Raw genomic sequence first — 16,962 nt, 5'->3', positions numbered from 1 at the left:
ATGCCCTTCATCGAACTGGACGGCGTGGAGAAGATCTTCACGGTCCGAAGGAAGGCCGGCCTGTTCCGCCGCGAGAAGCGGGAGGTCAGGGCGGTCGACGGCATCGGTTTCGGCGTGGAGCGCGGGGAGATGGTCGGCTACATCGGCCCGAACGGCGCCGGGAAGTCGACGACGATCAAGATGCTCACCGGCATCCTGACGCCCAGTGGGGGCCGGCTGCGGGTGGCGGGCATCGATCCGGCGCGGGAGCGGACGCGTCTGGCGCAGCGGATAGGGGTGGTCTTCGGTCAGCGGACGACGCTCTGGTGGGATCTGCCGCTGAAGGATTCGTACAGGCTGGTGCACCGCATGTACCGGATCCCCGACGCCCGCTACGAGGAGAACCTGGCCCGCTGCGTGGACCTCCTGGACCTGGGCGACCTGCTCGACGTGCCGGTACGGCAGCTGTCCCTGGGCCAGCGGATGCGCGGCGACATCGCGGCGGCGCTGCTGCACGATCCGGAGGTGCTGTACCTGGACGAGCCGACGATCGGCCTGGACGTGGTGTCGAAGGCGAGGGTTCGCGAGTTCCTGAAGGACCTGAACGCGACCCGGGGCACGACGGTCCTCCTGACCACCCACGACCTCACGGACATCGAGCAGCTCTGCTCGCGGGTGATGGTGATCGACCACGGGCGCCTGATGTACGACGGGGAGCTGGCCGGCCTGCACGCGGTGGGGGAGAGCGAACGGCTCCTGGTGGTGGACCTGGAGCGGGAGCTGCCGCCGATCACGGACGTGCCGGGGGCCCGTTTCGTACGGTCGGAGGGCCCGCGTCAGTGGCTCGCGTTCCCCGCGACGGAGTCGGCGGCGCCGCTGGTGGCGGCGGTGGCGGCGAAGTACCCCCTGCTCGACCTCTCGGTGCGGGAGCCGGACATCGAGGCGGTGATCGCGAAGATGTACGGGGGAACTCGGGACGAGCGCCGGGAGTCCCTGAAGTAGGAGGTCGAGTCGATGGTGAGTTTCTCGTACACGGCGGCGGACGAGGAGAAGAGCAGGGGCGTCCGCCGGATGAAGACGCTGGCGACGGCCCTGCTGGCGCTGGTGGCCGTGGTCTACGGCCTGGCGACGTGGGCGCGGAACGAGGGCTGGGGGGCCTGGGCGGGCTATGTCGCGGCGGCGGCGGAGGCGGGCATGGTCGGCGCGCTGGCGGACTGGTTCGCGGTGACGGCGCTCTTCCGGCGCCCCCTGGGACTCCCCATCCCGCACACGGCGATCATCCCGACGAAGAAGGACCAGCTGGGAGCGTCGCTGGGCACGTTCGTGGGAGAGAACTTCCTCTCGGCCGACGTGGTACGAGGCAGATTGCACGCCCTGGGCATCGGCCGCCGCCTGGGGGCGTGGCTGGCGGACCCGGCACACGCGGACCGGGTGACGGCGGAACTCTCCACGGCCCTACGGGGCGCGCTGACTGTCCTCCGCGACGCGGACGTGCAGGCGGTGGTGGGGGAGGCGATCACGCGACGAGCGGAGGCGGCGGAAATCGCTCCAGGCCTGGGCAAGACCCTGGAGAAGGTGGTGGCCGACGGGGCGCACCACCGGGCGGTGGACCTGATCTGCACGCGCGCGCACGACTGGCTGGTGACGCACGGGGACTCGGTGATGGACGCGGTGCAGGGCGGAGCACCGGGCTGGACGCCACGCTTCGTGGACCGCCGGATCGGCGAACGCGTCTACAAGGAGCTGCTCCGCTTCGTGACGGAGATGCGGGACATGCCGGGGCACCCGGCGCGCGGCGCGATCGACCGCTTCCTGACGGACTTCGCGGCCGACCTCCAGGCGGACACGGACACGCGGGCGCGTGTCGAGCGCCTGAAGTCGGACCTCCTGGCCCGGCCGGAGGTCCAGGACATCATCGCCTCGGCGTGGGCGTCGGTGCGGTCCCTGATCATCGCGGCGGCCGAGGACGACCGCAGCCAGCTCCGCCTCCGCGCCCGCGCCTCCCTGATCTCCCTGGGCACGCGCCTGTCGACGGACGCGAGGCTGCAGGGGAAGGTGGAAGGCTGGGCGGAAGACGCGGCGGCGTACGTGGTCACGACATACCGCCACGAGATCACGTCCCTGATCACCGACACGGTCGCCGGCTGGGACGCCGCCCAGACCTCCCGCAAGATCGAGGCCAACATCGGCCGCGACCTCCAGTTCATCCGCATCAACGGCACGGTGGTCGGCGCCCTGGCGGGCCTCCTGATCTACACGGTGAGCCAGGCGGTGGGCGGCTGAGGCCACTTCCCGGCTGCTTACCGGGGGTGCAGGCCTTCCCGGCTACTTCCCGCGGGTGACGGCGCGGTTCGTCACGCCTTCCCGCGGGTGACGGCCTTACCGGCTACTTCCCGCGGGTGACGGCCCAGGAGGCGGCGGCCATGCCCCCGGCCACGGAGAACACGGCGGGCCAGGCGCCGATCTTCTTGGCGAGCGGGTGGGACCCGGCGAAGGCGGCGACGTAAGCGGTGCCGAGCCCGGCGGCCACCTTCCCCCCACCCACCTGCTGCCACTCCCGAGCGGCGACCCCACCGGCCACGGCGAGCACGACACCCCCGAGGGGCCGCTTCTTGGTCCACCGAGCGACGGCGTACCCACCGACGAGCCCGGCGGCGGCTATGGCGGGGGAGGGGATGCGGGGCATGGTGGGGCCTTCCTGGTCGATGGGTCGGGTCCTTCGAGCGTACGGGAGTCAGAGGGAAGCGTTCAGGGCGCACTCGGCGCAGTGCGTCTCGTCGCCGAGGGGCCGGAACAGCGTCGTCTGGGTATGGCGACCGGCGCACTCCCGGGCACCTTCGAGGCGTGCGGAGATCCGTGGCCCGGAGGAGACCAGGGATGGCAGCTCGCGGCGGGGTACGTCGCGCAGGAGGTAGCGGACGAGGCCGCCGGGCCGGTGTACGGGGGTCGAGGCACTGGGAAGGCCGCGCAGGATGTGTTCGTGGACGTCGGTGGAGGTGTGGCCGGCGTCGAGCCAGCGGGCGGCGAGGTGGGCGAGTTCGTCGCGCATGCCGGGCGGGATGTGGCGGAGGGTGGGGGAGAGGAGGGGAAGTACGCCGACGAGGGCGCGGGCGTCGTCGAGTCGAGGCGACGCCTCCTCGGCTGTCTCGGCGGCCTCCGGGGGAAGGTTGGAGGTGTTCCCCTCAGGGTGTGTCTTTGGATGACCGCCGGTCGGCGGGGCCGTCGGATGACCGGCGGCCGGTTTCCGGGGAGTCGGTGTGACCTGGGAAGACGTGGGGAGGGGTTCCCGGGCGAGGAGTTTGGCGGCCTGGTCGGCGGTCAACGGGGTGCTGGAGACGAGCTGTTGGGTGGACCAGAGGCCGCCGGGTCCCTGGACCCGCCGTTCGTGGACGAAGCCTTCCTCCTTGAGCTGTCGCTTGGCGCGCATGAAGGCGGATCCCCCGATCCGGGCGCGTTCGGCGGTGCGGGAGAGGGATTCGCGGGCGCCGTGGGGGAGGGAGAGCTGCCAGGTCAGGAGGCGGACGGCGTCGGAGGAGAGGCGGGGATGCCGGATGATGTCGTGCGAGAACTGGGTGAAGCCGCGCGAGGGCGCGTTAAAGTGCCGGTAGATCACGGTGTGGAGTCGCTTTCCACTAGTGGTTCAGGCCCTCGCGGATGGTTGGCGCCATCGCGAGGGCCGTTTTGCGCGAACGTAACGCACGGAACGCACGGGAACGGGCACGGTGATCGAAGACCGCTCGTGTGGGTGACGGAGGGGCGCGCTTCAAGGGGGGACTGACTCCAAGCGAGGCTTATGCGCAGCGGCCTGTCATTCTCAACTCCTCACATACGTAAGGGGTGGGGCGATGAAGAAGATCGGCCTGATCGGTGGGATGAGCTGGGAGTCGACGGCGGAGTACTACCGGTTGTTGAACGAGTTCACGCGGGACCGACTCGGCGGACTCCACTCGGCGCGGTGTGTGCTCTACTCGGTGGACTTCGCGGAGATCGAGCAGTTGCAGGTCGAGGGCCGCTGGACGGAGGCGGGCGAGATCCTGGCGGCGGCAGCGCAGGCTCTTGAGGCAGCCGGCGCGGACATGGTGCTGATCTGCACCAACACGATGCACAAGGTCGCGGACCAGGTCGAGGTGGCGGTTTCGATCCCCCTGCTCCACCTGGCCGACGCCACGGCAGAGGTCGTAAGGGCATCTGGCCTGTATCGAGTCGGCCTGCTGGGCACGGCGTTCACCATGGAGCAGGACTTCTACCGAGGCCGGCTGGAAGCCGGGGGACTCGCTGTGCGAGTCCCGGACGCCGACGGCCGTGCGGAAGTTCACCGTGTGATCTACGAGGAACTCTGCCTGGGCATCGTCCGGGAGGAGTCCCGCGCCGCCTACCAGAAGGTCATCAAGGACCTGGTCGCCGACGGCGCGGAAGGCATCATCTTGGGCTGCACCGAGATCGAGCTCCTCATCGGCCCCGGGGACAGTCCCGTCCCGGTCTTCCCCACGGCCCGCCTCCACGCCGAGGCCGCCGTACACGCGGCCCTGTCCGAGTAACGGGGGCTGCTAGGGGTGACCCGGCAACGAGGGCGCGGGCGCGGCCGCCCTCTTCCCGAGTGTGGCGGCCTCCACCACCGCGTCAAGGGCGCTCCTCCGTCGCGTCGCTTCGCGATGGGCTCCGCCCACCCTTGACCCGGCGCCGGAGGCCGCCTCTTCACACTCGGAGGGCGGCCGGGGGCGGGGCCGCGCGGGGGCCCGGGCAGCGCCTGGGGCTGGTGCGCGTCTGGCGGGCTGGTGGGTGGGGGCTGGGCTTGCGGCGGGGGCGGGTGGGTCTGTTCCGCTCGCCCCTGGGTGCGCGGCAGTTGAATGGGGCGGCCCGGGTCGGCTCAGCGTGTCGCGACCGTCCGTCGGCCGGGATTCAGGCCCCGCTGGTCACTCCCGGTGGGGGGAATGGCGCCGGCGGCCACCCGTCATGAGACGGACCCTACTCCGACTCAGGACACTAGTTGATTGCCTGGTGAAACTGCGCGCCGAAGCGACGGGGCTGGATACGAAGCGTCAGCTACTGTGCCAGTCCCCGTCGCCAGCGCGGCATCGATGGTGCCGGCCTGTCGACCGTTGCTGTTGTCCAACCACCTACCGGATCTCAACAAGCCAGAATGCCCGAGAAGAAGCCCAGGTGAGGATCTTCCGGGGTGCCCACGAGCAACGCGCGGTCGAGCAGGATGTTGTTGTGCTCGCAGCTGGTCTCCGGGAGCATCACGCAGGCGTGGCAGGCGGCGAGGTTGGTGCCGCCTGTGCCTGACGCCTCGGATTCGACGCAGAGCGGGTCGGAGGAGCACCACTCGGCACGGCGGACGGCCGAGCGGATCGTCCGGTCGAGGTGGTCCGGCTCGCCCTGGGCGACGAGTCCGCCGAGGCTGCCCGCCGAGTCGCTCGTCGCGGTGTAGACGAGGACCCCTGCCATGTCGTCGGCGGCGTACAGGCGCTCGCGCAGAGAAGCCGATGGATAGCCGGCCTCCAGGCTCCATTCGTTGATGAGGGCATGGGCCAGTGTGTGCAGCAGCACCATGCGGGCAGTCGCGGGGGAAGGGGCGACACGGCTCGGGTCGCCCGCGCGCTGCTCCAACGTCCTCTGGTGAGCGGTACGAATCCTCTCGGCCCGAGCGGCGACGGCGGTGGCCTTCTCCCAGGATCCGAGCCGGTCCTCGTCCAAGCGGAGGAAAACCCCCTCGCCGCGCACTTCCATGGCGGGGAGCCAGCGCAGCGGGGAGTCGGAGAGCGGAACCTCGTGGGGGTCGACCGCCGAGTCCGGGTCGGAAAGCCGGGTGAATGCCTTGAGCGCGCGCACCTCGCGTAGCTTCTTCACCAGCATCGGGCCCGTGACACCGAGCGGGTGGAGCGCGGTCGTGTCACCCAGAGGGGTTTCGCAGACGAATTGCTCGTCGCGGGAGTGTTCCCGCTCGTCGTTGCCCGCGCGGAGCCGCTCGTACTCCTTGCTGCGCAGCGCGCGGTATCGGTGATCGAACGTGGGGGCATCCTCGCCGCTCGGGTCCTCCTCGCGTTCCGCGTCGAGGAGCGTCATCACCTCATCGATCGGAACCGGGCTCTCGCCCTTGAAGGCGAACTTCAGGCACATCTCGACCTCCGCGCGGCTGCTGAGCTTACGGAGCTCCTCCCAGTGCTCGGCGAGCGGATCGGCGCGGCCGTCGCTCCACGGCGGGATGGAGAGCGCCGACTTGAGCACCGGCTGCCACACGGCCGAGGAACCGCGCTGGAGCGTGCGCGGCGTCATACCGCAGACCTGGGCGGGGGCGGACGTACCGAGCCACGGACGAGTGCCACGGCAACGAAGGCCCAGATCCTTCAGCGCACTCTTGCGGAACGAGCCCTCCATGGAGACCTCGGGCACCCCGCAGGTACAGGACACGAGGATCGAGCGGAGTGAGGAACTACGGCCGGAGGTACGCATCTTGAGCGTTCCTCCACACTGCCCGGCGGTCGTGGCGCCGGCGCCGGCGGCTCGATGGACCCAGTGCCAATACGGGAAATCGTCGAGGTGCCCGGCCTCGCAGGCGATCACGAAACGGGAGGGCACGAGGTCGGCCTCGCACGTGCCGCAGACGCTCCGGCCGGCCGGCGGATTGAAGTCGCGGTGCCGGCGCAGGTCGTTGCACTCGGGGCAGGAGTGCATGAGGGGGAAACGACGCACCCGGATGCCGTCCCTGCTGGTGTCCTCGGACGCGGGAGGCAGCCGGAAGTGCTGGACACCGAGGAGACGCGCGAGACGCCGCTCGTGGATCCGGGGGGACTCGTCGCTGCTCCAGTGCTCGTCGGCTCCGTCCAGGCCGGAGACGATGAAGGACTCCTGGTCCACGGCGACGAGCGAGCCGACACCGTACGTGGTGATCGCCTGAGCCCGACGAACGGTGCCGCGCCGGGGCAGATTACGGGCGGGCGCGGCACCGTCCGCGCCGGTCCGGCGGCGACGTGCGGGGGGCGGGGTCATCGGGTTGCCTCCATGAACAGAGCGGACTCGGCGTCGACATCGCGCAGGCTCCACAGGGTGGGCCATGCCTCGGCGTCCTCGGATTCGTCGTCGTACGGCTTCAGGAGCGAGGGCGTGCGACTGCCCCTGACAGGCTCGAAGAGGAGACCGCCGTGCGTGTCGGCCTCGTCGCACCACCAGTCGACGAACTCGTCGAAGGCACGGCCCACCGCGTCGACTTCCTCACGAGTGACGTTCTGGACGCGGTTCAGAAGGATGGGCCTGACCTCCTCGCGGAGGAGGTGTTCGTAGGACTCGACCCGGCCCGCGGAGTCGTTGGCGCGTGCGGCCGGGATGAGGATGCGGGCCAGCGCGACGATCACCGCGTGAAGGCCACGCTCGCGGGCGCGGGCGGAGAAGGGGGTGACCGAGGTGGACTCGACTTCGCGATAGAGCGCGGAATGGAAGTGCAGGAAGTTCTCGTAGTGGGAGCGGTCGCGGGATCGGGTCGCGTTGAGCATGACGGCGACCAGTCCGGGGTGGGCACGGCCGACACGGCTGGTGGCCTGGATGTACTCGGCCGTGGTCTGCGGCTGGCCCATGACAGCCATCAGCCCGAGCCGGTCCACATCGACACCGACCGCGATCATGTTGGTGGCGAGGAGGACGTCCACGGCATCCTCGTCGGGCAGCTTCTTCTCGATGCCCTTGAGGCGGGTGGGGATCTCACTGGCGTCGATCCGACTGGTCAGCTCCGAGTAGTTGGCCACCGAGCGGACGGTCGCGCCTTCGCGTTCGGCGAGCACTTCCAGATACGCCACCACGTCGTCGTGGACCTGAAGTTCGGCCGCGGACAACAGCCGGAGGCTGTTGAAGTAGCCGACGAGACTCCAGTACGCGTCGCGCACCTCGTCCTCGGTCCCGGCTTGCTGGGCACGGTGCAGCAAGGTGGCGTACGTACGGATCAAGAGGGTGGACTGACTGGTGCCGGGGGCCAGTAGCCCGACGTAGCGGCGGCTAGCCTTCTCCTCGCGCGGGGTCTCCACGGCGAACCAGGAATCTCGGGAGTCCAGGCCCGCGGGCGGGAACTGGCGGACGTCACGGGCGAAGAGGTGGAGGCCCTGGTCGGCGGCGCGGCGAATGGTCGCCGTGGAAGCGATCACCTTGGGGCGGCCGGCGAGAGCGTCCACCGCGGTCTCGTACAGGCCGGTGAGCGTGCCCAAGGGGCCGGAGATCAGGTGGAGTTCGTCCTGGACGATCAACTCTGGGGGCGGGGTGCGATCGCTCGGGTCGTTGCGATTGAAGAGCGCCGCGGTGGCAGGACGCCACGGCATCGAGGCGAACTTGTCGACGGTGGCGATCACCAGCGTGGGTCGGGCGTCGTACACGGCCTCGTCGATCAGGTGGACGGGCAGGCCGTCGGCGAAGGCGCAGTCGGTACCGGGACAGCGGACGTGCATGCGCTTGGCGTCCTCGTCGACCTCATAGGCGCGGGCGTCGAGGCGCGTGCCGCACCAGGGGCAGGCATGGAGCTGGACGGGGTTCTCGGTCGCGAGACGCTTGTCGAGATCGCCCCGGAGCTCGGCGAGCCTCCTCTCGGCTTCCGTCAGGGTGTTGGGGGTCGCCGAGCGACCCACCCACATACCGATGGAGAACTCCTCTTGCCCCAACTCGGGCCTGGCACGCCGCATGTGCTCCATGGCGCAGATGAGGATCGCGGCCCGCTCGAACTGCTGGAGCGTGAGCAGCCGGAGCGTGTAACGCATGAGCACCGTGACGCCGCCACCATTCTCCTTCTTGCGGATGCGGCGCAGGAACGAGGTGAGAGCGATCAGACCGAGGTACGCCTCCGTCTTGCCACCACCGGTGGGGAACCAGAGCAGGTCGGAGATGCCCCGGTCGGGGTGCTTGGGATCGTCGATCCCGGCCAGGCAGAGCAGCAGGAACGCGATCTGGAAGGGGCGCCAGCGACCGGCGGTCGGGTCGGGGGAGCCGATGCGACCGCCCTTCACCCATGCGCTGCGGGCACGCTGGTCGGCCATGGCGTGGTTGGCGAGCCGGAACGCCCGCATCAGGTCAGGTTTGGCTTCCAGGAGTTCGATGCCCTCGCGGATACGACCGAGTGCCTCGCGGCAGGCCTCGGCTTGATCCCGTGCCGGCTTCTCGTGCGTGGTGCCGATCAGCGCCTCGGCCTCGATCTCCTTGCGGTCGATCCAGCGCTCGTACCCCTTGGTGAGTTCCCTCAGAGCGGCCAGGATCTTGGCGTCGTCGCGCTCCGCCAGGCCGAGCATGGACAGAGCCGAGCTGTCGATCTCCGGGTTGGAGTCGGTGAGCAGCACCTCCACGGTCGGCACGAACTCGCTGCGCACCTCGGTGACAGCGGCGAAGACGGTGTCGGTCATGCCGATCGGCGGCGGCGTCCAGTCCCACTCGGCGGCGCAGCCGTGACCGACGGCGAAGGTCGGGGCGTGGCGGTGCAACAGGCGGCTGGTCGCGACCTCGTCGTCATGGGAGGCGGCCGGGGCGGGGCGATCGACGAACGCGGTGGAGCCGTTGACGGCGCGGACCGTGAGACCGCATTGGAACAGGGAGAACGCGTCCTGGAGTTCCCGCTCGCCGACTCGGTGGGTGTTCACCAGAGTGACCGTGATCGTGACCGTCTCGGTCGTCGGGTCATAGCGCCTGACGTTGACGCGCAGCGCGGCTCCACCGCCGAGTTCGACCTTCTTGTCGGGATCGGGGGTGGTCACGTCGACCGTGACGTCCGGAAGGGCGAGCTCCTTGCGCCGCCACTGTTCCCGCTGGTCGGAGACGGTGCGAGCCTCGGCACGGCGAGCCGGGATCGGCTTGCCGTCGGCATCGGTGGGTTCGTAGACGGCGGCACGCGCCGAGATCACGATGGCCTCGCTTATGGCGGGAGCGACGGCAAAGGTGAGGCCCATCGACGAGGGGCGGCGAGAACCCGCGGCACCCACCTCTTGGGCGGTGCCGGACTCCTCGATGTTGTCACGGGTGCGCTGGGGGGCGATGTCCAGGCCGTCCTGCTCGTCGTCGTCCGCGCGGAGCTGCTCCTCCGCGGCCGCGTTCGCCGCACGCGGGTAGAGGACACCGGTCAGGTAGCGGTCGATCGGCGCGTCCTGGGTCAGGACCTCGTCCCGGTCCTCCGGCTCGGCGTCTGCAGCGGGGCCGAGGAGCTCACGGCGGAGCCCCACCAGGAGTTCTTCGTCCCGGACCCGATAGTGCTCGGAGTGCCGACCTGCTCCCTGTGTCATGCGCTCTGCTCCTCGTTGTTGTCGGCCCGTCGATACTTTCCGATGCCGGTGATCCGGGGCACGATCCAGACCCCCCGGTCGCCGAGGCCGGCGTTGACGCCTGCGGCGGTGCTGCCCGTCACGGTCTCCAGGGTGTCGATCCGTATGCCGTGGATCTCGTCGGGCCACCAGGGGTCCCAGGTCCGGTTCACCTTCTGCACCTGGAACAGGTCCTCGCGGAAGGTCTCCGAGGCCTCACCGATCTCTCGTCCGTCGTGCACGAGGGCGTAGGGCGGACTCTGGTGTTCTCCCGCCGGCAGGTCGTGGCGCTTGCGCAGTAGCACCTCGTGCCCGGGAAGCACCCGTTCCAGAAGGTACGCCTGGGTCGCGACGGCGTCGGCCTCGTGGCCGGGTGGATTGTTCCGGCAGACGTCTTCCGTCTCGGAGACGATCCCGTACCGGTCGTAGGACCGCCAGCCGCCCACGTACCGGCGGCCGTTCCTCCTGCCTCCCGTGCGCCTCAGGACCGGCAGCTGGGGGGAGTCCAAGTGGTAGAGGTCCTGGCGGGCGCGTGTCATCGCCACGTAGAGCGCTCGCGTCTCGGCGGGGAGGTCCAGCTCGTCCTTGTGCTGTTTGCGGAGTTCGGCCACGGTCGGGGGGGTCAGGACGATCACTCGGTCGAACTCGAGCCCCTTGGCCCGGTGCACAGTGGTGACGACGATCCGTGACGTCTCCGGGTCGGCCGCCTCGTCAGGGAACCGGCCGTCCGCGACGGAGCGGCGTAGCCGCTCCAGGTCGAGCATGTTGCGTCCAGTCCCGCGAGCGGCGCGCCGCAGCGCCGTCCACAGCGCGGTCGTGTTCGGTTCGAACGGCAGGGGGATGTCCGCGAGCAAGGCACGGAAGCGGTCCTCGGTGAGGCCGCTCGCCTCGGTGCGGCGCAGCAACTCGGCCACCCAGTACGGGACCGGCCGTTCCTCGAGCGGGCGCCGCAGCCGGTGGGTGACGCCGTGCTCGTGGAGGAGGCCGGACACCACCAGGGCCTGTCGGTTGTCCCGGGTGAGGATGGCGCAGGTTTCGGAGAGGTTCCGCAGACCGTCCAGGGTCAGTCCGTCGGTGAGGGCTCCCATCCCGTTCGTGGGCTCCAGGAGTAGCTCGCGGAGTTCCTCGTACAGCGTCGCCGCCGAGTCCGCTTCGGCGAGCCGCTGCAACCGCGGGCCGTACGGGAGCGCGGCACCGGCCTCGGGGGTGGCGGCCCGGAAGTTCTGTGTGAGGTGCAGTTCCACCAGGTCATCGGGGAACGAACAGCGCAACCAGTCGAAGAACCGATCGGTCTCGTCGGCGCGCTCGGCCAGATCCTCGATCTGGAAACCGTACACGGTCTGGGCGGCGTCGCCGACGACTGTGAAGCCGCAACTGTCCTGATACCGGTCCAGAAGGGTCTCCACCAGCTCGCGGCGGCCCCCCAACAGGTCCTGGACCTCGTCGATCACGACATGAGCGGGTGGAACGGCGTCGCCCGCCTCCAGCGCCCCCTTCTCGATCGCCTGCGCCGCGGCCGCGATCCGACCTTCGAAGCCGACCGAGTGCCACTCGCCGTCGGGATGGGCCTGACGGAGCACCCCGTATGCCCACGCGTCGAAGGTCTGCGCCCGGACCCTGCGGGCCCGGTCCCCATGCCGGGCGATCCGCTCCCGCAACTCCCGTGCCGCGGCCCGGGAGAAGGTGAGGACCAGGATCTCGGCTGCCTCCAAGCTCTCCTCCGGTTCCTCGTGCCCGCACAGCGCGTCGAGTCGGCGCACCAAGGTGTGCGTCTTGCCGGCCCCTGCCCCGGCCGTGACGAGCACACGCGCGTCCCAGGGTTGCTCGACCACGGTCCGCTGCTCGTCGGTGAGCGGCGGGCTGTCGAGGTAGGCGTCGGTCACTTGCGGCTCCAGAGGTGTTCGAACTGGTTGAACGCGAGCTGGGTGTCGAAATTCGCGATGTTGTCGCTGACATTGAGGATCAGGCAGGTGTCCTTGCCGCCGTTCCTCGGACCGCGCAGGCCACGACCGATCATCTGCTGGTAGACGTTGGTGCTGTAGACTGGGCGGGCCACTACCACGACACGAGTCGCGGGAGCGTCGAACCCTTGGGTGAGGACGCCGTAGTTGGTGAGGACCCGGATGCGGCCCGCGCGGAAGTCCTCGATGCGCCGGCGCCGGTCCTGGGCGCTGGTCGTCGAGTCCACCGCGGCGGCAGGCACCCCGCGGTCGTTCAGCATGGCCGCCACGTACTTGGCGTGGTCCACGGAGGTGGCGAAGAGCAGGGTCGGCCAGTCCTCCGGAAGGGCCACGACTTCGTCGACGATGCGTCGGCTGCGCGCGTGGTCGTCTGCGAGCCGCTGCTCGGCGGCGCGCGCGAGGGTCGCCATCCGGTCCGCCTGCGCCTTCTCCTCGCGTGTCAGCTCGATCCGCCCTCCTTCCAGGGTGCGGTGCTCGACCTGCGCGAGCATGCCCCATTCCTGGAGGTCGCGGTACGGGTCGCCGGAGGGGAAGACGCCCTCGTCGAGCCGCTTGCGGCCGAAGCGCTTGACGAGCCGATCGGTCTCCTCCTCGTTGGTGTTGCGGAACGGGGTGGCGGTCAGGCCCAGCAGGTGGCGCTTCGTCTCGTACTGGGTGAGACCCAGCTGGCTCAGGATCCCCGTGTACCGCTTGGAGACGGCGGTGTGAGCCTCGTCCACGATCACCAGAGCGGCCTGCCTCAGCCAGTCGTATGCCTCGGTGTCCAGGCAGCGTTCCAGTTTGGCGTCCGTCGCGACCACGAGATGCGGATGGTCGACGACGTCTCCGACCTCGTTGGTGCTCCACAGCCGACTGATGGTGAGCGGGCGTTCCGCACCCACCTTGCTCCAGACGAACTTCCAGCTCTGCACGGCCTGCTCGCACAGCTCCTCGGTCTGCGCGATCCACAGCAACGGCCCCCGCAGATCACCGACCTGCTTGACCCACCGGATCACCGCCTCCGCTGTGACCCGGGTCTTGCCGGCGCCGGTGGGCAACGACAGCATGGCGCGCTGTGGGGCGAGACGGTCGAGCAGGGTGCTGATGTTCCGGACCAGGTCCTCCTGGTAGTCGTGGAGACGCGGGAAGTCCCGCGGGCCGTCCACCGTCTCGAAGGCGGGCGGGGAAGGGGTCCTGGAGCCGGCGAAGGCCACCGGTAGCCGCAGGTCCGACACGAAGGCGATGGCCGCCGACGAACCTCCGTAGGCGACCGGTGCGTTGGGGAACCTCGCCTGAATGTCCCTGGCGTGCTGCTGGAGCACCCCGTCGCCATGCGCGTTGAAGGCCATCTGTGCGATCCGGTGAGGGGACGGCTCGGTGCCGTCGGTCTCGTGCAGCTCGGCCTCCAGCAGACCCTCGGGCAGCCCTGACCGCAGGGCCTCCGCCCCGATCAACAGCTCGATCTTGGAGACCACGTCCTCGGCCTCGCGCACGGCCCTGAGCGCTGCCCTCGTCTCGCCGTCCCGGGCCATGCGCTCCTGGTGCTCCAGGACCGCCCTGCACCCGGCCACGCCGAGCCCCAGCTCCAGTTCCCGGTCGATCAGGCGCAGCATCGGCTCGGGGTCGGACGGGACGCGGACCTTCACCGTGCCGCCCTGGCGCACGGCGTCCAGCTGGCGGGGCTTGGTGCCGTTGGGGGTACGGGTCACCTCCTCCAGCTCGGTGCACCGCTGCACCAGGCTGTTCCGGTTGGCGCTGTTGAGGCGCTGGCGCAGTGCGGGGTACAGCTCGACCAGCGCCACCGGGTCACCGTCCGGGACTTCACGGGTCTCCTTGCTGATCACGTCGGCGTAGCGGAGCATGCCCCACTTCTCGACCATCAGCTCGGCGTCCGCCGCGTTCGGCACCAGCAGGGTGGGAAGCTGTTCGGCGCGCAACGCCCGGTACTCGGCCGGGCCGACCGCGACGGTGATCTCCTCGTCCGGGCGGTTGCCCCAGGCGTCGCCGATGCGGCAACGGGTCAGCGCGTCCTCGGGGAAGTCCGCGCCGAACCGGGTCAGCATCACGTAGGTGGCACCCACGAAGGTGTCGTCCTCGCTCCGGGAGACCTCGGTGAGGAGGCTCTCCCAACGAGCGGAGGGGACTTCCTCGACCGTGGTGGGCAGCCGAAGTTTCCGGGCCTTCTCCGGCGAGATCTCGGCGACCGGCAACACGTCGCGGTAGGCGGCCAGCTGCGGCCCGACCGCTTCTTTCAGCGGCTTGATCCCCTGGGAGGTGGCGACCGTCCCGTACTTCCTGAGCAACCAGCGGATCGGCGAGGCCACGGCCTGGCGGGTGCTCGTCTGCGCGCCGATCTGACGCGTCCAGTTGTCCACGACGGCGTCGTCCGGCAGTGCCTTCAGGAAGGCCGCGCGGGACTCCTCCGAGAGCGATCGGAAGAGGTACAGGGGACCGCCGACGGCGGAGCCCTCCACCTTCATCCGGCCGATGGAGGGGCGCGGGGCGTGGTCGTCCAGGGTGCGCAGATAGGCCGAGTGGACCGCCTCCCGGTACTCCTCGAACCATTCCTCGCCGTCCGGTCGCACCGAGGTCGAGGGCAGTGCCCGCAGGCCGATCTCCGCGAAGAAGGGTGCGTCGTCGGAGTGGAAGCCCATGTCGACGGCGATGCTCGGGTCACGCCGCGGGTCGACGACCGGCCCCGGAAGCATGCAGTCGCGCACGGGCCGGAACCTGCCGTCCGCGGTGCGTACGCGCAGCGTCTCGCGGGCGTTCGGGACCCTCTCCAGCACCTTGTGGGCCAGTCGGCGTCCGCCCGCCTGACGGAACAGTTCCCAGAACCGTTCCCACTCGGTGTCCCCGTACCCACCGAAGCCCTGGTCGAGGACGCTGACGAACCGCCCCTCGGCGTCCGCCTCCCGGATGCCGAGGACATCGAGCGCGTGGGCGAGCGAGGGATCCTGGGCGATGTCGCCGACCACGTACACGAGGGACTCCCGCAACCTTCCCTCGTCGGCGCGCCGGAAGACGCGGCCGGGGACGGGGGCGACGAGGCCGTGTTCCTCGGTGAGCACGATCCGGGCCCTGCGGGCCTCCTCGGCGTACGGGGACCTGATCTCGATCATCTCCGCGAGGATGCGGATCGCCACCGCCGAGGCCTCGGCGGTGCCGCACTCGACGAGCGCCTCCAGCCAGGTGCGCACGTCCATGCGCTTGTGCTCGGCTGCCGCGAGGATGTGCTCCACCTTGCCGGAGCGCAGGAGGTCGGCCTCGGCGTTGGGGTGCAGCCAGTCCGTGGGGCGACCAGGGCACTCGTGCCACATGCGGAGCCATCCGGTGAGGCGCTTCTGGTCCTTGTCGAGGCGGGGATGGACCCGCAGTTCGGTGGGCACGCGGAGCACCCCGTCCTGGTCGGGCAGCGACGGTCGGACCGCGGTCCGTTCCCAGATCTCCCGGGTGAGGGACTCGTCCGCCCAGCTGATGGCCTCCTTCGCGCGGCCCGGCAGCAGCGGGAGGTAGGCGGCGGGATCCTCGGCGGGGGCGAGCCGAGGGAGCGCGTCGACGACCAGGGCCGCCGAAACCTTGACCATCTCCTCGTTGAAGGCGGACGAGTCGAGGAGGTTCTGTCGGTCCTCGTTCGTCTTCCACGCGCCGTTGAGGATGCCACTGAGGGACATCTCGTACTTGGTCGGGAAGAACGACCAGAAGCGTCCTCGACCGCGGGACCGGGGGGAGGCGTACAGCCCGCTCTCCGCGTCCCGCTCCAGCGCCGGCACGGCCCAGGCGAGGTCGAGCGCGAGACGGTCGTGCAGCTCACCGGCATCGGCTCGGGCCGCCGGCCCCGGTTCGTGGGTCACGGAGAAGACCCGCCACCGGGCGGTGGCGGTGGGCTTCCCCGTCCGCTCCTCCGTCACGATGTGCAGGTCGCCGTCCTGCTCGGTGGTCAGCACGCGACGGGCGATCGGCCGAGGCCTGCGGTCCTCCAGGACGACCTTCGCCACATGCGGGGAGAGGAGTTGGAAGCCGACTGGGAACTCCTCGCGGGACGCCCCGGCGCTCTTCCGCCCGCCGTGCATGTCCTGGGCCAGCTTGTCGGCGGCACCGGGGAGCAGTGGCAGGCGCACGACGGTGACGGCCCAGTCGAGCAGCTCGTCGAGGACGGCGTCCTGGGCGCGTTCGGCAGCCATGTCCAGGGGGCGCGCCATGCGCAGCACAGGCGCCTCGAACTTCTCTCCCAGGCGGTCCGTCACGCCCGGTACCGAGCGGATCCGCTCGTGGGCCCACTCGCGATCGAACCCGAAGGAGCCAGTGCTGCTGAAGAACTGCGGGGTGTCGGTGACGACGAGCACCGATTTCACGCCGACTCCGAAGCGGCCGATCTGACCGCCTCGTTTCCGCGACATGCTCATCCGAAGAATTGTCTCCGCGCCTTCGGGGGTGACAGGGGAGCCCTCGTTGGCGCAGTAGAGGTGGTTGTTCGTGAGGACGACGTGGGCGGTACCGCCGGGCTCGGAAGCGATCTCGTCGGCCGCGTTCTGCACGAGTTCGAACAGCTGGCGATCGCCGTACCCGCCCTGGGTGATCCGACGCTCGCTGTTGGCGTGCTCCGGAATGAGCCCGGGGTCGACGGCATAGGTCTGCAGGACGCGTTCCGACTGGTCGAGGACGGTGTCGACGACCGGGGAATCGGTAGGTGACATCTGATCTACGGCTCCTGGGATCGAGGAAGAATGGAAGGGCCCCCGGCGGGCCGGCCTTGTGCAGGCCCCAGCGAATCTGGGGCCTGC

At 70.0% G+C, this 16,962-nt stretch carries 9 protein-coding genes; 3 read left to right on the top strand and 6 right to left on the bottom strand.

Annotated elements, in window-relative coordinates:
- Both SVTN_RS43205 and SVTN_RS14165 read left to right on the top strand, forming a co-directional pair.
- A complete protein-coding gene (locus SVTN_RS43205) occupies positions 1 to 981 on the top strand; it encodes an ABC transporter ATP-binding protein (RefSeq protein WP_041129421.1) in 981 nt (326 codons plus the stop codon).
- A 12-nt stretch (positions 982 to 993) separates the two neighbouring features.
- Entirely contained in the window at positions 994 to 2,262 is a 1,269-nt protein-coding gene (locus tag SVTN_RS14165; RefSeq protein WP_041129420.1) for a DUF445 domain-containing protein, read from the top strand.
- 103 nt (positions 2,263 to 2,365) lie between these two features.
- On the opposite strand, the gene SVTN_RS14160 is transcribed toward SVTN_RS14165, so the two are convergent.
- Positions 2,366 to 2,665: a hypothetical protein gene (locus SVTN_RS14160; RefSeq protein ID WP_041129419.1), complete on the bottom strand. Its 300-nt coding sequence runs from the start codon at positions 2,663 to 2,665 to the stop codon at positions 2,366 to 2,368.
- A 48-nt stretch (positions 2,666 to 2,713) separates the two neighbouring features.
- On the bottom strand, positions 2,714 to 3,592 hold the full coding sequence (locus SVTN_RS14155; RefSeq protein ID WP_041129418.1) for a hypothetical protein: 879 nt from the start codon (positions 3,590 to 3,592) through the stop codon (positions 2,714 to 2,716).
- Positions 3,593 to 3,824: 232 nt separating this feature from the next.
- Here SVTN_RS14155 and SVTN_RS14150 point away from each other — a divergent pair, with 232 nt between their 5' ends.
- The gene (locus SVTN_RS14150) at positions 3,825 to 4,517 is read left to right on the top strand and encodes an aspartate/glutamate racemase family protein (RefSeq protein WP_041129417.1); all 693 of its coding nucleotides are present in this window, start codon (positions 3,825 to 3,827) and stop codon (positions 4,515 to 4,517) included.
- A 589-nt stretch (positions 4,518 to 5,106) separates the two neighbouring features.
- Here SVTN_RS14150 and drmB read toward each other — a convergent pair.
- The 4 genes from drmB to SVTN_RS14130 are packed head-to-tail and all read right to left on the bottom strand — an operon-like array spanning position 5,107 to position 16,875.
- Positions 5,107 to 6,969 carry a DUF1998 domain-containing protein gene (gene drmB / locus SVTN_RS14145; RefSeq protein WP_041129416.1) on the bottom strand — a complete coding sequence of 621 codons (1,863 nt, stop codon included), beginning with the start codon at positions 6,967 to 6,969 and terminating at the stop codon, positions 5,107 to 5,109.
- Positions 6,966 to 10,220 (bottom strand): helicase-related protein, encoded by a 3,255-nt coding sequence (locus tag SVTN_RS14140; protein WP_041129415.1) that lies wholly within the window; start codon positions 10,218 to 10,220, stop codon positions 6,966 to 6,968. Before SVTN_RS14140 ends, drmB begins: the two co-directional genes overlap by 4 nt.
- Positions 10,217 to 12,121: a UvrD-helicase domain-containing protein gene (locus tag SVTN_RS14135; protein WP_041129414.1), complete on the bottom strand. Its 1,905-nt coding sequence runs from the start codon at positions 12,119 to 12,121 to the stop codon at positions 10,217 to 10,219. Before SVTN_RS14135 ends, SVTN_RS14140 begins: the two co-directional genes overlap by 4 nt.
- Complete coding sequence (locus tag SVTN_RS14130; RefSeq protein WP_041129413.1) at positions 12,118 to 16,875, bottom strand: DEAD/DEAH box helicase; 4,758 nt, start codon at positions 16,873 to 16,875, stop codon at positions 12,118 to 12,120. Before SVTN_RS14130 ends, SVTN_RS14135 begins: the two co-directional genes overlap by 4 nt.
- Positions 16,876 to 16,962: the final 87 nt, after the last annotated feature.

Origin of the sequence: Streptomyces vietnamensis (genome assembly GCF_000830005.1) — a bacterium.
Lineage (GTDB): Bacteria > Actinomycetota > Actinomycetes > Streptomycetales > Streptomycetaceae > Streptomyces > Streptomyces vietnamensis.
Note: the sequence above shows the minus strand (reverse complement) of the source record. Positions and strands in the feature narration are given on the sequence as shown.

Excerpts from the sequence above, each read along its gene's own strand:
- SVTN_RS14160 (WP_041129419.1), bottom strand. The coding sequence starts at position 2,665 with ATGCCCCGCATCCCCTCCCCCGCCATAGCCGCCGCCGGGCTCGTCGGT.
- SVTN_RS14165 (WP_041129420.1), top strand. The coding sequence starts at position 994 with ATGGTGAGTTTCTCGTACACGGCGGCGGACGAGGAGAAGAGCAGGGGC.
- SVTN_RS14150 (WP_041129417.1), top strand. The coding sequence starts at position 3,825 with ATGAAGAAGATCGGCCTGATCGGTGGGATGAGCTGGGAGTCGACGGCG.
- SVTN_RS43205 (WP_041129421.1), top strand. The coding sequence starts at position 1 with ATGCCCTTCATCGAACTGGACGGCGTGGAGAAGATCTTCACGGTCCGA.
- SVTN_RS14130 (WP_041129413.1), bottom strand. The coding sequence starts at position 16,875 with ATGTCACCTACCGATTCCCCGGTCGTCGACACCGTCCTCGACCAGTCG.
- drmB (WP_041129416.1), bottom strand. The coding sequence starts at position 6,969 with ATGACCCCGCCCCCCGCACGTCGCCGCCGGACCGGCGCGGACGGTGCC.
- SVTN_RS14140 (WP_041129415.1), bottom strand. The coding sequence starts at position 10,220 with ATGACACAGGGAGCAGGTCGGCACTCCGAGCACTATCGGGTCCGGGAC.